The sequence below is a fragment of the Shewanella sp. 10N.286.52.E4 genome (assembly GCF_041468785.1).
GTDB classification, from domain to species: domain Bacteria; phylum Pseudomonadota; class Gammaproteobacteria; order Enterobacterales; family Shewanellaceae; genus Shewanella; species Shewanella electrodiphila.
The window spans coordinates 13976-30984 of the sequence record NZ_JBFRJJ010000006.1 but is presented as its reverse complement, the minus strand read 5'-3'; the positions used below and the strand labels follow the sequence as shown (position 1 = coordinate 30984).

The following is a 17009-nucleotide window of genomic DNA, read 5'->3' as shown; positions in this document are numbered from 1 at the left end:
AATACTACCCATTCGGTTTTTTTACATAAAAAAACAGCTAATCATTCGATTAGCTGTATAAAGCAAAAATTTGCATAATATGACATTGATATAAGTGAATTTAAGTCGCATGTTAAATTCACTTGTATCATTTTGTAACACACTCGTATCATATTTGCTAACTATCAGGAGTTAACTGCTTAGCAATTAACCAACCAGCGATGTAGAATCACCTATTAGCCCTTTCATAGTTCACGCTTACTCCAAAAAACTAGCTTAAGATTTGCTTGGCTAGCATTTGCGCTTTTTCCCAACGGTCAGTTGAACCAAGACCAATCATCACTTGCGCCATATCCGCTTTTAAGCCTTGAGCATTCGACGCTGGTCCCTTTTCAGGCCATGAAAACTCTGACAGCAAGGTTTTAACGCCTTCAGGATCGTTACATACCAAAATCATATCGCAGCCAGCCGATAAAGCGGCTTGGGCACGCCCCAAATAATCCCCTGCAAACGAGGCACCTTTCATGCCTAAATCATCTGAGAAAATAACCCCGTCAAAGGCGAGTTCCTGACGTAATATGTCTTGCAGCCAATAAGACGAAAAGCCAGCAGGATTAGGATCAACCTGTTTATAAACCACATGAGCAGGCATCACACCATTCAATTGTTTTTTCTCCATCAGCTGCTTGAAAGGTTGCATATCAAAGTTAAAGATTTCATCTTTACTGCGATTATCTTCAGCCATTGCCACATGCGTATCCGCTTTCACGCTGCCATGGCCGGGAAAGTGTTTACCCACCGCAGCCATACCGGCTTGATTCATACCTTCAATAAAAGATTCAGCCAATAAACCCACTTCTTTAGGTTTAGCGCTAAAGCTGCGCTTACCAATAACATCGCTGACACCATTAACATCCAGAACTGGCGCAAAACTTAAATCAATATCGCAAGCGACCAATTCAATCGCCATTAAAAAGCCAAGTTCTCGACTCCAGCGCTGCGCTAATGCCATATCCCCTTTAGCTGCAGGTAAGATATCTCCCATCGCAGGTATCAGAGTAAACTCTTCTCTAAAGCGCTGCACACGCCCGCCTTCATGATCCACTGCTATCAATAAATCTGCACGAATTTCACGAACTGATTTTACTAACTCAATTAACTGCGCTTTATTAGAAAAATTGCGGGAAAATAATATAATTCCTCCCACCTGTTGATGCTGTAATAAAGCGGCTTCTTCCTCGCTGACACTCAGGCCAGCTAAATCCATCATTAAATAACTCACGCTAACTCCTATTATTGCCTTAACGTCACGGGCTTGATTGTCCATATTACAAAAAAGTCGCCACTGTGATCTGGGTTACAATTACTTCAACTAATCTGAAGTGCATCGCATAAAAAAATCTAATGAACGATCTAATAAAAAGTATGGGATACTCAATTAAATAACAGACGAAATTTGAAAACCGTCAGGCAAATACTGCTTTAAAATCTGTATGTAATATTGACTATTATGCAGAGAAACAGTGGCTAGAGATACAGTTTACCAAGAATTGTTAATCTGATTTATAGCTGTGATATTCGCCGCGGTAAAATAATAAACGACTATAATAAAAACGACTGAGTATTAAGGTTGATAACAATGATTAGCGTATTTGATATGTTCAAAATCGGTATTGGGCCCTCAAGCTCCCATACTGTCGGACCAATGAAAGCGGGTAAGCTGTTTATGCAGCATTTAGCAAACCAAGGTTTGTTACAGAATACCGATGAATTACGTTCAGAACTGTTTGGCTCATTAGGCCAAACAGGTAAAGGTCATGGTACTGGTAAAGCGGTTATTCTTGGTCTTATGGGTGAAGCCCCTGATACCGTCGATACTGATGCTATTGATAACATTCTTGAACAAGTATCCGCTAATCAAACACTGATACTCGCAGATGGTCGCTCAGTTAAATTTACTCGCGACAATGGTATTACCTATCATCGCCGTAAAAGTCTTCCTGCACATGCTAACGCCATGACGTTATATGCCTATAGCCAAGGCGAATGCATTTATGAACGTACTTACTACTCCGTTGGCGGTGGTTTCATTCTTGATGAAGATGAAATAACCCAAACCAATGCATCCCCTGCCACGCCGATAAAATCTGCGCCTTATGATTTTGACTCAGCCAGTCAATTGTTGGATCTTTGCTGTGATAATGGGTTAAGTATTTCATCGCTGATGATGGCAAATGAGTTAAGTATCGCCTCAGAAGATGATGTTAAACAGGGTTTGTGGGAAATTTGGCAAACCATGAAAGACTGTATTGAACGCGGTTATCAAAAAGAAGGCATGCTACCTGGCGGATTAAAGCTTCGCCGGCGTGCTCCAGCGTTATATCGTCGCTTACAAGCTGAAGGCCGCAATAATATGGACCCATTAACCGCGATGGATTGGGTCGATTTATTCGCTTTATCAGTCAATGAGCAAAATGCTGCTGGTGATAGAGTGGTTACCGCACCAACCAATGGCGCAGCGGGAATTATTCCTGCCGTACTTTGCTATTACCATACCTTTGTTCAAGAAGTCGATATGGATGTTTGTTGTCGTTACTTATTAACTGCAGCAGCAATTGGTATTTTGTATAAGAAAAATGCATCTATTTCTGGCGCTGAAGTTGGCTGTCAGGGCGAAGTTGGCGTGGCATGCTCAATGGCCGCAGCAGCGCTCACTGAAATTATGGGCGGCACTGTCGAACATGTAGAAAATGCCGCTGAAATAGGCATGGAGCATAACTTAGGCTTAACCTGCGATCCTGTAGGCGGGCTAGTGCAAGTGCCTTGTATTGAACGTAATGCCATGGGTGCGGTTAAAGCGATTAATGCTTCACGTATGGCGCTTCGTGGTGACGGTAATCATAAAGTCAGTTTAGATAAAGTGATTAAAACCATGATGGATACCGGCAAAGATATGCGCAGCAAATACAAAGAAACTGCCAAAGGCGGTTTAGCGGTGAATATTGTCGAGTGTTAATGAGATAATATTATCTCACTGATATAGTTGATGAATAATAGTTGATGAATAATATTTGATGAATAAAAGAGGCTTAACAGCCTCTTTTTTAAAGCTTAAATCTTTCTTCCACTTTTTCCCCAGCGAAAGAAACTCTAATCCAAGCCTTACAGATTTGCCCTTGAATCATTTCCAGCGCTATTCCCTATATTTTTTACTTCACCTTTGCTTCTCAACTAACTAGTGATACTTTACGCTAAATAGTCAACTTTATTGAATGATTGAAACAGGAGTTTCAGGAAATATTTATGGATAAATTATCAGACAAAAGTAGTTACTTAGTGATTACCGCAATTACCCTTCTTGGATTAGTTTATAACATCATCGATAAGGATATTATTGGTTCTACCATTTTTTTAGTGCTGGTTATCGCCATCGCTTCAACTGCAGTTATCAAAAAAGTCATTAATGCTAAAAGTCCAAAATAATCAATTCTATAAATAAAAACAAATTAAAAAATTCAGTTTTTACTAACAGGAATTAATTGAAATGGATTTTAAAAACGTTTTCAAAGCTGACTCAGTCGTTAAAACACTCCTACTTTGTGTATTAACCATTGGGATATATTTTATTTATAAGCTTTATCAATTCTCAACTCAGATAAACAACAATACCCAGCTAGAAATATCATCTACATTTATGGCTATTACAATAGCTTTATTTACCATGTCATTGAGCAGCCTAATTTACGCCATTATCAATTTACATGATCCTCTGATACTGAAAGGCTCCATTGGTATTCATGTCATCTCTACTGTTTTTGATATGGTATGGATATTTATGGTTCGTAATAGAATTAACAGCCTATCAGCTTCGAACAAAGGCGACCGACTTTGGTTAGACCCAATATTTACCTCTTTTTTTCATGTTATTTATATGCAACATACGATAAACCAAGGCCTATCTAATTCTGCTAACTTGATACCTGATTAACTTAAGAGTCACTCTAAATATGAAAGAAGTGTTCAACTTTATCGTAAATCTTGCTTAATCATTATGTTCTATACTAGCCATTAAATAAAATGCTCATGGTTAAAAGAGGTGTTAAGTGCCAATACAAACAACTGAATTCATTGCTTTAGATTTCGACGTGCCAACAACATTCATCACCAGAAATTTCTACTTTAGAATGCTCGAACCAAGTGTGGCTAAACAAGATTACGACGCTGTAATGTCAAGCATTAAACGTTTAAGGTATCTTTTTGGTCCAAGTTCCGTTTGGCCACAAAACTCCATGACACTCGAAGAAAACACCGCTAGCTTGAAAGTCCATCAGCAAGAATTTAACTCAAGAACAGCATTTGCCTATTCGGTGTTTAATAAGTCAAATACTCGCTGTCTTGGGTCTGTATACATTGATCCAAGTCAATCACCAAATTATCACTGCGAAGTTTATTTCTGGATTAGGGATGATAATGTTTATTTAGAAAACGATCTTTATGACACGATTAATCATTGGCTTAAAAATAGCTGGCCGTTTACCAAAATAGTATTTCCTGGAAGAAGTGTAGAGTGGAAATCATGGTCTAAAGAAATAAACAATAACCGATAAGTACATACATTCAATGAGCCCAAATAATAACAACTCAACCATTCAAAGCTCGATAATGTTCAGTACAACAATGCAACAACAGTTCATGCTGCGAGCATTAGCAATATCACATAAGGCTTTGCCAAAATGTCAGCCAAACCCGCCTGTTGGTTGTGTACTAGTAACAAATAATGAGATTGTCGCCGAAGGTTTCACGCAGGAGATTGGTCATAATCACGCAGAAATAGAAGCTCTGAAAGCATATTCTAGCGATATGTCTAATTCTATTGTAGGCGCTATGTCAGATGTCATTGCTTATGTCACCCTTGAGCCTTGCGCGTTTATTGGTCGCACTCCTGCATGCGCTAATGCCATTATTGAGTCAGGAATAAAGCACGTCATAGTCGCAATGTTAGATCCTGATGCTAGAAATAGCGGTAAAGGGATCAGTATCCTCGAAAAAGCCGGCATTACTGTTGAAGTCGGATTATGTCATCAGCAAGTAAGCCGTTTTTTATCACCTTATTTAAATAAATCATACCCGCTTTCATAAAGGCCAATATTCATTACCCGCCCAGCTTTTTTACGCTCACAATTTAGCCCTTCTCAAGATGATTTTTAAGCCAAAGTATGTTTGTATGAATTAACAGCAAATCGATTTTTTAATTAAGTTAATAATTTAGCCAAAGGGTTAGTAATGAAAAATATTATCTGCGATATTGATGGCGTTTTACTGCATGACAACAAACTCATTCCTGGAAGTGATACTTTTATCCATAGAGTACTAGAACAAGGTAATCCGCTCGTTATTCTTACCAACTACCCTGTACAGACGGGGAAAGATCTGCAAAATCGACTTGGCGCAGCTGGAATTAATGTACCTGAAAGCTGTTTTTATACCTCTGCAATGGCAACTGCGGATTTCTTAAAGCACCAACAAGGTAATAAAGCCTATGTTATCGGTGAAGGTGCCCTAACCCATGAGCTCTATAATGCGGGCTTTACCATTACAGACATCAACCCTGACTTTGTTATTGTGGGTGAAACTCGTTCATTTAACTGGGACATGATCCATAAAGCCTCTGGGTTTATTGCCAATGGCGCGCGTTTTATTGCAACAAACCCTGATACTCACGGCCCAGCATACAGCCCAGCTTGCGGCGCATTGTGCTCTCCGATTGAGCGGATAACAGGTAAAAAGCCATTTTATGTTGGCAAACCAAGCTCGTGGATCATACGTTCAGCGTTAAACCATATTAAAGGCCATTCAGAAAATACCGTGATTATTGGTGACAATATGCGCACTGATATTTTGGCAGGTTTCCAAGCTGGACTTGAAACAATTCTGGTCACTAGCGGCGTCAGCCAAATGGGCGATATTGATAAAGAACCTTTCAGACCCAACCACGTTTTTAAATGTGCTGGCGATATTGATGTTGTCTAAAGTATTAACTTTGCTGGAACATGGCAACTAAATCTAATTTAATATAACGAGCTTTAAGAGTATGTCAGCAAGGTTTTATGTTGTGATGCTCTTTAAAAACCATCTAAATCAGTAGAATCTGCTACATCTTCATTCGGTTAACATTAGGTAACATAATTTCAAGCTTATGCTCTTGTTTGCTGCATAAGCTTGATACATCATGCGTTGATAGCATTAGGCTAGTTGCCCGAAAATACTTAGTGTACATTACTAATCATTTTATCGTTTATAGACCTCTAGTAATAAGCTTATAGAAACGAACATGCAGTCAGTGCATTGTGATTCTAATACCATAATGTTCCAATAATACTTAAAAATAACAATAGGATGACCTATGAAACACTTGCTCCCTTTTTGCGCATTAGCGTTATTAAGCGCCTGCAGCCCTCAAAGTGCTGATGAGCAAACCTCTGCACCTTCAACAATCAACAGTGCTTCAGCTGCCGCAAGCCAAGTCACTTTTGATGAAGCACGTTTTAGAAAAGATATTAAAACCCTTTCTTCAGATGAGTTTGAAGGGCGCGCCCCGACCACTAAAGGCGAAAAACTCACATTAGATTATTTATCTGCAGCCTTTAAAGAAATGGGCTTAGATACCACTTATCAAGACAGTTACTTACAACCTGTGCCTATGGTGAGTTACACCGCTAGTGAATCACAACAAATTAGCTTAGCTGGCATGACCATGGAAAACCGTAAGGATATTGTCCTAGGTACACGCCATGATAAAGGTGGCGTAGACATCAATAATGCACCATTAGTCTTTGTAGGGTACGGCATAAACGCACCTGAATATCAATGGAATGACTACCAAGACATAGACATGAAAGGGAAAATCGCGGTGATCATGGTCAATGACCCAGGGTTTGCTCACCCTGAGTCAGATAAGTTTAATGGCAAAGCGATGACTTACTATGGTCGCTGGAGCTATAAATTTGAAGAAGCTAGCCGACAAGGCGCGTTAGGCGCAATCATCATTCATGACACCGCGCCAGCATCTTACCCCTGGTCGGTGGTAGAAAATAGCTGGACTGGCGCTCAACAAGATTTAGTTTTCAGTAAAGAAGTACAAGATCAACGTATCACGGTAGAAGGCTGGATGACGTTAGATAGTGCGACCGCCATATTCAAAACAGCGGGTTTTGAACTAACAAACCTCATGGCTCGCGCATCAGACAGTGCTATAAACCTAGACTTGAAACAAACAGCAGACATCGCTTTCACTAGCGAAGCTGAGTACGCCGATAGTTACAATGTCGTCGCTACTCTACCCGGTAAAAACGCCGCTGCTGAACATATATTATTTACCGCTCATTGGGACCATATTGGCATCGATTTGACCAAAGATGGCGATAATATTTATAACGGTGCATTAGATAATGCATCAGGCACCGCTGGGATACTAGAAATCGCTCGCCAGTTTGCCAAGCAAGCACAGCAAGGTAATAGGTTAAACCGATCAGTGACCTTTATTGCGACTACAGGCGAAGAACAAGGCCTATTAGGTTCACGCTATTACGCTGCCAACCCAATTTATCCAATAGATAAAACAGTTGCCGTATTTAATCTTGATAGCACCAATGTGTATGGTAAAACCCAAGATTACACTATTGTAGGTAAAGGCCAGTCGGAGCTTGAAGCCTATTTAATAGATGTCGCTAAAGGCCAAAATAGAACAGCAACCCGTGAGCGAAACCCTGCATCAGGTGGTTTTTTCCGCTCTGATCATTTCAGTTTTGCAAAACTTGGCGTGCCGGCAGTGTTTGCAGGCGGTGGTAGTGTGCCTCTAGATGATACAACCGCACAGTATAAACAAGCGATGCAAGCACAAATGAAAGGGTGTTATCACAACGTTTGTGATCATTACCGAGCTGACTGGGATTTATCAGGCGCATTACAAGATTTAGCCGTTTACTATCAAGCTGCTGAAACATTAGCCAATAATGGGGATTGGCCAGGTTATTACAAAGGCTCCGAATTTAACAGTTTGCGCCCTGCTAAAGATTAAACTACGAAAGTTTCATCCCTAAAGCCTAAAATCCCTTGTGATAATGTTCACAAGGGATTTTTTTTTAAATTTACGAAAAATAAATACATATTTTAATCTTTAGAATTTATCTCTCTCTGATTCAATATTCTCAAATCGAAATGGCAAATTCAGAGAGTAAAATCAATATTCATCAATAATATCGTTACAAGTTTAACCGATCCTCAAAATGACAGTACAAAAACAAAGATTAACCACACCCAAAACCACCTTTTGTTGAGAATAATTTAAAAATCAGCATTGAACATTGTAAAAAATGCTGTCAAAGTGAATCCCAGATAAAGATTATTACGATTCGAAGTACAATTTCTGGAGCCACATTATGTGTTCAATTTTTTCAATTTTAGATATTCAATCAGACGCTAAAGAATTGCGTCAAGTGGCTTTAGAAATGTCGAAGCTATTACGTCACCGTGGACCAGATTGGTCTGGTGTATATGCAGATGATAAAGCGATTCTGGCTCATGAGCGCCTTGCCATTGTTGACGTTGATCACGGAGCTCAGCCATTAATCAGCGAAGATGACAGTATCGTTTTAGCAGTGAATGGTGAAATTTATAACCATAAACAACTTAAAGAAGAGTTAGGTGAAAAGTACCGATACAAAACCAACTCAGACTGTGAAGTCATCTTAGCTTTATACCAAGAATACGGTGTAGACTTTCTCGACAAGCTAAACGGTATTTTTGCTTTCGTTCTATACGATAAAACAAAAGATGCCTTTTTAATTGGTCGTGATCACATGGGGATTATTCCCCTTTACTCTGGTCGTGACAGCTTAGGAAACTACTACATTGCCTCTGAAATGAAAGCACTGATGCCAGTATGTAAAACAGTTGAAGAATTTAAACCTGGTCATTATCACTACTCTAAAGATGCTGATTTAACTCAATACTATCAGCGTGATTGGCGTGACTACGATGCAGTTAAAGATAACCCTGCTAGCAAAGAAGAGTTACGTGATGCCCTAGAAGCTGCAGTAAAACGTCAGCTGATGTCTGATGTGCCGTACGGGGTATTATTATCAGGCGGTTTAGATTCATCCGTTATTTCAGCGATTACGCAAACCTTTGCTAAACGTCGTATTGAAAATGACAGTGAAACAGATGCATGGTGGCCACAACTGCATTCATTTGCCGTAGGTTTAGAAGGCGCACCAGACTTAATTGCAGCGAAAAAAGTTGCTGACGATATTGGTACGATTCACCATGAAATCCACTTCACTTTCCAAGAAGGTTTAGATGCGATTAAAGAAGTGATTTATCACTTAGAAACTTATGATGTTACGACCATTCGTGCCGCTACACCGATGTATTTAATGGCCCGTAAAATTAAAGCCATGGGGATCAAAATGGTATTGTCAGGTGAAGGCGCTGACGAACTATTTGGTGGTTACTTGTATTTCCATAAAGCGCCAAATGCTCAAGCATTCCATGAAGAGTTAGTCCGTAAGTTAGATAAGTTACATTTATTTGATTGCCTACGAGCTAACAAAGCCATGGCAGCATGGGGACTTGAAGCCCGCGTTCCATTCTTAGATAAAGAGTTCATGGATGTAGCGATGCGCATCAACCCTGAAGCGAAAATGTCTAAAGATGGCCGTATTGAGAAAAACATCTTACGTGAAGCCTTTGAACACGCCCTCCCGCATGAAGTGGTATGGCGTCAAAAAGAACAGTTTAGTGATGGTGTTGGTTACTCATGGATTGATGGCTTGAAAGACATTGCTGCTGAACAAGTAGATGACTTGCAACTGGCCAATGCTAAATTTAGATTCCCATATAACACACCGGAATCTAAAGAAGCCTATTATTACCGCAGTTTCTTTGAAGAGTTTTTCCCACTTGAATCTGCAGCTGAAACAGTACCTGGTGGTAAAACGGTGGCTTGTTCGACTCCAGAAGCACTACTTTGGGATGAAAGCTTACAGGGCATTAACGACCCATCAGGACGTGCCGTTAAAAACGTCCATGACAGTGCTTATTAAGTTGTAGATTTCAACTAACTCAACAATAAATTTGAAGCCACCCGCAGGGTGGCTTTTTTATTGCCGCTAATTGATTTAGTCTACCCCACATAATACTGATTACATTGAAAGGCTTGCCATGACAGATGTCACCATATTCCATTTAGAGATGTTACAACCAACGCAGCTACAAGCCAAAACGGATGCTAAAGGGTTAACAGTGACTAAAGCACTGGTACCACAATACGAATTTAATCGTTTTCTATATCAATTTGTTGGCTCGGCGTGGGAATGGACAGATAAGTTAGGATGGACTGATAAGCAATGGCAGCAATACAGTGAAGATAGCCAACTTCACTTATATGTCGCCTATTTTGACGGTTCTCCAGCGGGTTACTTTGAGCTGCAACAGCAAGAAAATAATAACGTCGAGATTATGTATTTTGGACTTGGTGTGCGCTTTATTGGTAAAGGCATGGGTGGATATTTGCTTAGCCAAGCGATAGAACAAGCTTGGTTACTCGATAACACCGAGCGTGTTTCAGTGCACACTTGCTCGCTGGATCACCCTAGTGCGTTGAAAAATTACCAAGCTCGAGGGTTTTCATTATTCAAGACAGAAATTGAAGCGTAACTGTTACAGACAGTTAATGAAATAAATGGCCTACTGTGTAACGCCCTGACATTGTCGACGCTTTTTTGCTTGAGCGGCCCTCATTGCGAGAACCGTTAAGTGGGCATTTTTATCATCAACACTCATTTTGTGCCAAGCTAAAATTTCTTGATGAGTTCTATGACAGCCCAAACAGATATCTTGTTGATCAAGGCAGCAATTCCCCACACAGGGTGAACGAGGTTCATTCGGACCAGACTGCATATTCATTCCCATTAATATCTGCAAAATGAAATCGTTTACCACCAGGGAAACTGAACACAGGTTTAAGGATTACGCCACCAGCAGCCAATATTTTCCGCTCACTGGTTTCAAGACATTGGCTGTATAACACTATCAACGGGCAGCCACTTTTCAAATTGAAGCCCTGCTCCGCTTGGTAAAATCCGCCATCAATACCTACATCCAAAAAGCAGCTGTATTCAGGGCCATAATCCTTAAAATGCCAACCAAACACTTCAGTAAAAAACGTTTTGGTTTTTACTAAATCTTTAACAGGTATTTCTAAGTAATTAATTTTATGATGTTGGGACATAAGTAACCTCTTAAATTAGGTTGAATAGGTTAGCCTATAATGACACGTATCTATATTCAAAATAGAGGAATAATTAGGGGATGTCGAACTTTGGCAGTAAAAGTCCCTAACTCAGATAACAAATAAGTAAGTAACAAAACTTTGATATAAGAAACTAAAACAAGGTCTTAGGCAAGAGTTTAGACAAGGGCTTAAACAAAATCTTAAACAAGATCTTATTTAAGCCCTTATCACTTGTTCGAGTGCAGATTAAATTCGGCTAATGACCTGCTGCAATAAAAAATCAGTAAAGAAAACAGTTATTAAAAACTGACATAAAAACGTTTTATAGCGAGTGTTATAGCCTATATAACCCACGCAACTAGTCACTTAATTAGTCACTTAATTAGTCACCTAATTAAGATTGAATAATAGCTGCTAAAGCGCCAATTAATCCACCGAATACACCACCCCAAACCACTAACCAGCCTAGATGCTTGCGGATCATTTCTTGAATAATATCCTTCACCATCACTGGGGTTAACTCATCAAGGCGTTGATCAACAATGTTCGATACTTTCTGTTGTAAATCGGCCATGACATTAGGCTGTTCCAGCTCATTAATCAAAATTTGATTAAACTCTTCGCTTTGAGTTAGCTCAGTCAATGACTGTTTCATTTTATCAATAAAAGGCTCTTTTAATGGGATCAATGCTTCTGTTCCACCAAACATAGATAGCATGCCACCAAAAGATGAGTTTTCAACCGTAGTCACCAAAGCGTCAAATGACGGTTCAAGATCCACTTTATCAATTACAGGCGTTAAATCGATAGCACTCGCACTGTTTTCAGTCAGTAAACGATCAATGTTTTCTTGAGTAAAAAACTGCTCCATCATCAGATGTTTAATACCCGCTTTAAACTCTTCAAAGCGTGATGGAATAACACCTGAGCCATATAAACCTGGGACTTTTTCAAATAACATATGGACTGCTAGCCAGTTGGTTACCGCGCCAGATAGCGCAAATAACCCTATGGTAAATACCATGGTTACTTCTGCAAAATAGCCAATCAACACTAATGCTGCGGCAATGATATTAGTCACTAAACTCTTGTTCAATCTAAAATCCTCAGACATAAAAAAACCTTTGGCATTCTATCAATTTCCAAAGGTTAGATACTAGGGTGTGTTGATCTTTTAAAGTTGTTTTGGCAGCGAGCTGTTGGCCATTCTATGCATCAAGGCCGAAAGGCAGAGACTTTGTGATGTAGTCATTCTAGATAAAGAAACCGATAAGCTGGTAAAAAATGGACAACAAACGCTGCCCAAAGGGTTGGGCTAAAAACGTATTCAACATTGTTGAGCAAATTTTTGCGAACAAAGATTACTTAGATTACTTAGATTACTTAGATTACTTAGATTGCTTAGATTGCTTAGAGTGCTTGTCGGCAATTCACTCGCCGCGCTTAATTGGGTTTTATCTCGGCCAAAATCCAACCCTCCCTAACTTACTATTAAAACCTTTTACTATAATCCAGAATGATACAAATACATCCCTTCAGCTTCGGTTTGATTAGACAAATTAGTTTCTAGTCCGTTATCAAGCACCTTTGTGCGTTTGACTAACATGACGTCGGTACCTTGGGCTAACATTTTTGCTTTTTCGATAAGCAGAGTCGCGATGCCTTCGCCTCGACGACTCGCATCAACAAATACATCGTCAAAATACCAAACAGGTTTAAGTAACAACGAAGAATAAGAAGGATAAAGCTGAACAAAACCTAAGCACTTTTGCTCTTCAAAAGCCGCTAGGATCATCGAATCATTTTCTATTAAACGAGTTTTAATAAATTGACGGCATTTTTTAGGTTCAGATTTAAACCCCATACTTTGTCTATAGTCGTCAAATAAGCTCACTAAAACATCGGTATCTAACTCTGAAGTTAGTCGAATATTCATGCTTTCATCCTTGAAATTATTAATTTACACAGCGGCAAAATTATCATCTGAGTGTTGAATACAAATTAAAACCAATGAGAGCCTTAAATGAATTACACAACAATAAATCAACAAGGCTTTTATGGAGCCTTAGCCTGCTTGGTAAATATAATCTAATTTAAACTTAAAAATCTTATTAATACATTAGCTTAAAGATAAATTCCACTTTTGTCCATTGAAAACACCTAATGAAGAAAAATTGTAAAAAAATCTTAAACAAACGAGTAACTGAACCTTAAATTCGTTAAAATGTCTAACAAATACTGTCTAACTATTACTATAAGCAGTCGTCCCTATGATGTCGTCGTTGAGCACAATGAAACAAAGATTTAATCATCGCCCCCGTTACCAGAAAATTGCAATTATCTGTTCGTTTATTTATTTACTCTTTGTACTATCGTTAGGGTTACTCATCCCTTTCATTGCGACTAAACAAGCGCCTAAATCATTATCAGAAATGCTAGGCAGACAAGTCACAATTGAGAACATTAAAGTTAACCCATTCACATTTGAATTGAGCTTGAGTCAACTGACGGTTAATGAACAAGATAGTCAAAAAGCCTTTTTCCATCTTGATAATGTCGAAGTAGATTTCATGTTCTGGCAGTCTCTGTTTAACCTGAATATCAGTTTAGATTATTTAACTGTCGATGGAACGACATTGTCACTTGAGCGATTAGCTATTTTGGCAAATCAAACTGACACCAGTATGCCATCGGGATATCAATTCAATTTTACTGACATCATCAACACATTTGATCAAAGAGCCAAAGCCCTAGCTAAAACTAATCCTTCAGAAGATGACAATAAACAAACTGAAATAGAGACTGATGTAGAGAAAGAACAAGACACTCAGCCCATTGCCATTCATCTAAATCGCTTTAACTTTAATAATGCCGCTTTACAGATAAACGATAAGCTAACTGAGACCCAATTACTTTACCCAAGAATAAATGTTTCAGCGACCATGGTGAAAACTGATGCATTACTTTCACAAAGCCCTGACGCAAATAAAATAAACCTTACTATAAGCGATGATAAAAATGGTCAGATTAAACTAGACACCCAAGCGCAGTTATTTCCGCTAGATGCTAAAGGTAAACTTGCTATCACTCAGATGGAGTTAACTCAATACTGGTCTCTCGTTGAGGATCTATTTAAAGTCTCATTACAGTCTGCAAACCTGAACCTAATATCTTCCTTTGCCGCCACAGAAACGGCGATTGAAGCAGTTACAGACTCTCCGATAGTTGATTTTAATATTACTGATACTGACATTACATTGAGCAATATTGTTGCCAATGATGATCAGCGACAAGTTACCACGGTAGATTTGTTGGCCTTAGAGGGTATTACAGTATCTAGCCAAGAACAAAACATCGACATAAAACAATTTCGCACCAGTGATGCTAATTTTTGGCTAACGGTTGCCCCTGAGAAAGTTAATTTAATCGAATTATTCACTCCAATTTTTGTTAACACACAACAAGAGTCTAGCCATAAAGCGGCTAATCTAGAAACTAATACAGAAGCTACACAATCAACTAATCAATCAACTGATCAATCAACTGACAACGACAGTGTTGACGACCAAGCCAGCTTGCAAGCTAGCGTACAAGAACCTTCTGATTTAGGCAGCAGTACAACAGAGTCAAAACCAGAGTGGTTAGTGACATTACACCAATTAAATGTTGAAAATTATCAATTTGAACTGACTGAAAGCGTCGCGAATAAAACCGCTAACTTTTGGAAGTTATCTAATATTAATTTCACCACCCAAACCATTAAATCAGACTTATCATTACCGATTGAGTATCAACTAGACCTTTCAATAAACGATCAGAGCCAATTTAGCTCAACTGGAGTATTTGACGCGAAGTTAATCAGTTTAGAAGCGGATATTGACTACCAGAAGGTTAATTTAACCAAGTTACAGCCTTATATTTCACCTTTTATGAATATCACCCTCGAATCAGGTTTGTTCAATACTAAAGGTCACATTAGTGCAAATACAAAACAGAAGTTTGTTTATCAAGGACAAGCATCAGTTAATCAATTACAAATCAAAGATAATCTATTAAAACAGCCCCTGCTTAATTGGGAGTCAATGATTATTACTGATTTAGCCTTTGATAATTTAGGTCAGTCCCTAACTATCGATGAGGTGTTATTTGACAGCTTATTTAGCCGATTGATTATTGCCGAAGACAGAAGCACTAACATTGCTGACTTGATAGTCACTCCTGCAGGTAAAGACAATAACGAATCAACTACACCTACTACTGCTACTAATGCAACGACTGCTCCAGTAGTCGCTGACTCAGATAATCAAGGTTCGTCTCGTTTACCTGAAAATCAGCAAATATCACAGCAGTCAGACTTTGCTATCGATATAAAGCGAATAGGCTTTAAAGACAGCTCTGCTTTTTTTGCCGATAATTCTTTAACACCTAATTTTGCATCAGGTATTGAACAACTCAATGGTGAAATCACTCAAATATCTACCAACCCGCAAACACGCGCATCGGTTAATCTAGAAGGGAAAATCGATAAGTATGCGCCAGTGACATTAAAAGGTGATATTAATCCTTTATTGGCAAATCCATATCTTGATTTAAACCTCGCCTTTAATAAAGTCGAGCTCACCTCTATTAATCCATACTCAGGAACCTATGCGGGCTATTACATCGATAAAGGCCAACTATCTTTAGCGCTCAATTATCAATTAGAGAATAATCAATTAGTTGGCAGTAACCATTTAGTCATTGATCAATTAGAGTTAGGTAAACCAAGCAATAGCTCACTGGCCACTTCCCTGCCGATCACCTTAGCAATTGCCTTATTACAGGACAGGCACGGCGTCATCGATTTAGGTGTAGATGTAGATGGCGATTTAGATTCTCCTAGCTTCAGTTTTGGCAGTATCGTTATGACCGCTATCACTAATGTCATTACCAAAGCCATTACAGCGCCATTTTCTTTATTAGCAGGTTTAGTGGGGGGTGATGAAGACAGCATGGACAAAGTAAGCTTTGAGTTTGGCCAATCAGCTATTACCCAAGAGCAACAAACAACATTAACCTCACTTGCTAAGGCGTTAGACGATCGACCACTACTGATACTTAATATCAAAGGTAGCGTTGATTTAGCCAATGACCAATTAGCATTACAACAAGAACAGCTTCATCAAAAACTGGCAAATCAAGCAGGCATTGAGGTCACAGCGCTACCAACTGACTTATCTGCAAGCCAGTATCCACAGCAAGGTCCTTTAGTCGATGCATTAATCGCGTTATATCAAACTGAAACCCAATTAGACCCATTATTAATTGAGCAAAAGATTACTGAGGAAAACCCGCAAATCGAGGCCCTCGAATTACAAACTCGCTGGCATATTGCACTGTATAATTTCAGCTTAAACCAGCAAGCTGTTTCTGAAGCTCAGCTTGGTATACTGGCTCAGCAAAGGGCTAAAACCATTAAAACCTATTTAGTTGAACAAGCCAACATTGACCCTAGTCGTGTATTTATCTTAGAAAGTCGAGTGCATTTTGAACAAACCGATGCACAAGCGATACTGACCTTAGATGCTAATTAACGGGCACTTAAAGGGAGCATAACTTAAGAACACAACAATTATGTTTATGTTGTTTTTTATACAGCTTATTAGGGACTGTTAAACACTAAAACGACGTCGACTCCGATTCCGTTCACAGATGACTATTATCTGTGAACAACATCACGTAAACTGTCGCTGCAAAT

15 protein-coding genes are annotated in these 17009 nt (G+C 39.1%); 10 read left to right on the top strand and 5 right to left on the bottom strand.

Annotated elements, in window-relative coordinates:
- Nucleotides 1-250: 250 nt before the first annotated feature.
- Nucleotides 251-1261: a beta-N-acetylhexosaminidase gene (gene nagZ, locus AB4153_RS03170; RefSeq protein ID WP_371996348.1), complete on the bottom strand. Its 1011-nt coding sequence runs from the start codon at nucleotides 1259-1261 to the stop codon at nucleotides 251-253.
- A gap of 357 nt (nucleotides 1262-1618) precedes the next feature.
- On the opposite strand from nagZ, the gene AB4153_RS03165 reads away from it, so the two are divergent.
- From AB4153_RS03165 to AB4153_RS03125, 9 genes are all read left to right on the top strand, one after another.
- On the top strand, nucleotides 1619-2995 hold the full coding sequence (locus tag AB4153_RS03165; protein ID WP_371996346.1) for an L-serine ammonia-lyase: 1377 nt from the start codon (nucleotides 1619-1621) through the stop codon (nucleotides 2993-2995).
- A gap of 287 nt (nucleotides 2996-3282) precedes the next feature.
- Nucleotides 3283-3462 carry a hypothetical protein gene (locus tag AB4153_RS03160; protein WP_102528548.1) on the top strand — a complete coding sequence of 60 codons (180 nt, stop codon included), beginning with the start codon at nucleotides 3283-3285 and terminating at the stop codon, nucleotides 3460-3462.
- A gap of 61 nt (nucleotides 3463-3523) precedes the next feature.
- Nucleotides 3524-3967, top strand: a complete 444-nt coding sequence (locus tag AB4153_RS03155; RefSeq protein WP_371996345.1) for a hypothetical protein — start codon at nucleotides 3524-3526, stop codon at nucleotides 3965-3967.
- A gap of 115 nt (nucleotides 3968-4082) precedes the next feature.
- Nucleotides 4083-4586: a hypothetical protein gene (locus tag AB4153_RS03150; protein WP_371996344.1), complete on the top strand. Its 504-nt coding sequence runs from the start codon at nucleotides 4083-4085 to the stop codon at nucleotides 4584-4586.
- Between the two features lie 55 nt (nucleotides 4587-4641).
- Complete coding sequence (locus AB4153_RS03145) at nucleotides 4642-5118, top strand: bifunctional diaminohydroxyphosphoribosylaminopyrimidine deaminase/5-amino-6-(5-phosphoribosylamino)uracil reductase RibD (RefSeq protein ID WP_371996343.1); 477 nt, start codon at nucleotides 4642-4644, stop codon at nucleotides 5116-5118.
- 144 nt (nucleotides 5119-5262) lie between these two features.
- Nucleotides 5263-6009, top strand: a complete 747-nt coding sequence (locus tag AB4153_RS03140) for an HAD-IIA family hydrolase (protein WP_102528550.1) — start codon at nucleotides 5263-5265, stop codon at nucleotides 6007-6009.
- Between the two features lie 373 nt (nucleotides 6010-6382).
- On the top strand, nucleotides 6383-8056 hold the full coding sequence (locus AB4153_RS03135) for a M28 family metallopeptidase (protein WP_371996342.1): 1674 nt from the start codon (nucleotides 6383-6385) through the stop codon (nucleotides 8054-8056).
- A gap of 361 nt (nucleotides 8057-8417) precedes the next feature.
- Entirely contained in the window at nucleotides 8418-10082 is a 1665-nt protein-coding gene (asnB, locus tag AB4153_RS03130) for an asparagine synthase B (RefSeq protein WP_229369089.1), read from the top strand.
- 118 nt (nucleotides 10083-10200) lie between these two features.
- On the top strand, nucleotides 10201-10695 hold the full coding sequence (locus tag AB4153_RS03125; RefSeq protein ID WP_303514005.1) for a GNAT family N-acetyltransferase: 495 nt from the start codon (nucleotides 10201-10203) through the stop codon (nucleotides 10693-10695).
- A gap of 30 nt (nucleotides 10696-10725) precedes the next feature.
- Here AB4153_RS03125 and AB4153_RS03120 read toward each other — a convergent pair whose 3' ends face one another.
- From AB4153_RS03120 to AB4153_RS03105, 4 genes are all read right to left on the bottom strand, one after another.
- Nucleotides 10726-10938, bottom strand: a complete 213-nt coding sequence (locus tag AB4153_RS03120) for a DUF1289 domain-containing protein (protein WP_371996340.1) — start codon at nucleotides 10936-10938, stop codon at nucleotides 10726-10728.
- Entirely contained in the window at nucleotides 10919-11269 is a 351-nt protein-coding gene (locus tag AB4153_RS03115) for a VOC family protein (RefSeq protein WP_303514003.1), read from the bottom strand. The genes AB4153_RS03120 and AB4153_RS03115 overlap by 20 nt, the downstream gene beginning before the upstream one ends.
- A gap of 397 nt (nucleotides 11270-11666) precedes the next feature.
- Nucleotides 11667-12368 (bottom strand): DUF445 domain-containing protein, encoded by a 702-nt coding sequence (locus AB4153_RS03110; protein WP_248955859.1) that lies wholly within the window; start codon nucleotides 12366-12368, stop codon nucleotides 11667-11669.
- Nucleotides 12369-12776: 408 nt separating this feature from the next.
- Nucleotides 12777-13208 carry a GNAT family N-acetyltransferase gene (locus AB4153_RS03105; protein ID WP_229369093.1) on the bottom strand — a complete coding sequence of 144 codons (432 nt, stop codon included), beginning with the start codon at nucleotides 13206-13208 and terminating at the stop codon, nucleotides 12777-12779.
- A 355-nt stretch (nucleotides 13209-13563) separates the two neighbouring features.
- Between AB4153_RS03105 and AB4153_RS03100 the strand changes: the two genes are divergently transcribed.
- The gene (locus AB4153_RS03100) at nucleotides 13564-16845 is read left to right on the top strand and encodes a DUF748 domain-containing protein (RefSeq protein WP_371996339.1); all 3282 of its coding nucleotides are present in this window, start codon (nucleotides 13564-13566) and stop codon (nucleotides 16843-16845) included.
- The last annotated feature ends 164 nt before the right edge of the window (nucleotides 16846-17009 follow it).

Bases quoted from the DNA above. Each gene is read 5' to 3' on its own strand.
- AB4153_RS03115 (WP_303514003.1), bottom strand. From the start codon at position 11,269: ATGTCCCAACATCATAAAATTAATTACTTAGAAATACCTGTTAAAGAT.
- AB4153_RS03135 (WP_371996342.1), top strand. From the start codon at position 6,383: ATGAAACACTTGCTCCCTTTTTGCGCATTAGCGTTATTAAGCGCCTGC.
- AB4153_RS03160 (WP_102528548.1), top strand. From the start codon at position 3,283: ATGGATAAATTATCAGACAAAAGTAGTTACTTAGTGATTACCGCAATT.
- AB4153_RS03145 (WP_371996343.1), top strand. From the start codon at position 4,642: ATGTTCAGTACAACAATGCAACAACAGTTCATGCTGCGAGCATTAGCA.
- AB4153_RS03105 (WP_229369093.1), bottom strand. From the start codon at position 13,208: ATGAATATTCGACTAACTTCAGAGTTAGATACCGATGTTTTAGTGAGC.
- AB4153_RS03140 (WP_102528550.1), top strand. From the start codon at position 5,263: ATGAAAAATATTATCTGCGATATTGATGGCGTTTTACTGCATGACAAC.
- AB4153_RS03120 (WP_371996340.1), bottom strand. From the start codon at position 10,938: ATGCAGTCTGGTCCGAATGAACCTCGTTCACCCTGTGTGGGGAATTGC.
- asnB (WP_229369089.1), top strand. From the start codon at position 8,418: ATGTGTTCAATTTTTTCAATTTTAGATATTCAATCAGACGCTAAAGAA.
- AB4153_RS03100 (WP_371996339.1), top strand. From the start codon at position 13,564: ATGAAACAAAGATTTAATCATCGCCCCCGTTACCAGAAAATTGCAATT.
- AB4153_RS03155 (WP_371996345.1), top strand. From the start codon at position 3,524: ATGGATTTTAAAAACGTTTTCAAAGCTGACTCAGTCGTTAAAACACTC.
- AB4153_RS03125 (WP_303514005.1), top strand. From the start codon at position 10,201: ATGACAGATGTCACCATATTCCATTTAGAGATGTTACAACCAACGCAG.
- AB4153_RS03165 (WP_371996346.1), top strand. From the start codon at position 1,619: ATGATTAGCGTATTTGATATGTTCAAAATCGGTATTGGGCCCTCAAGC.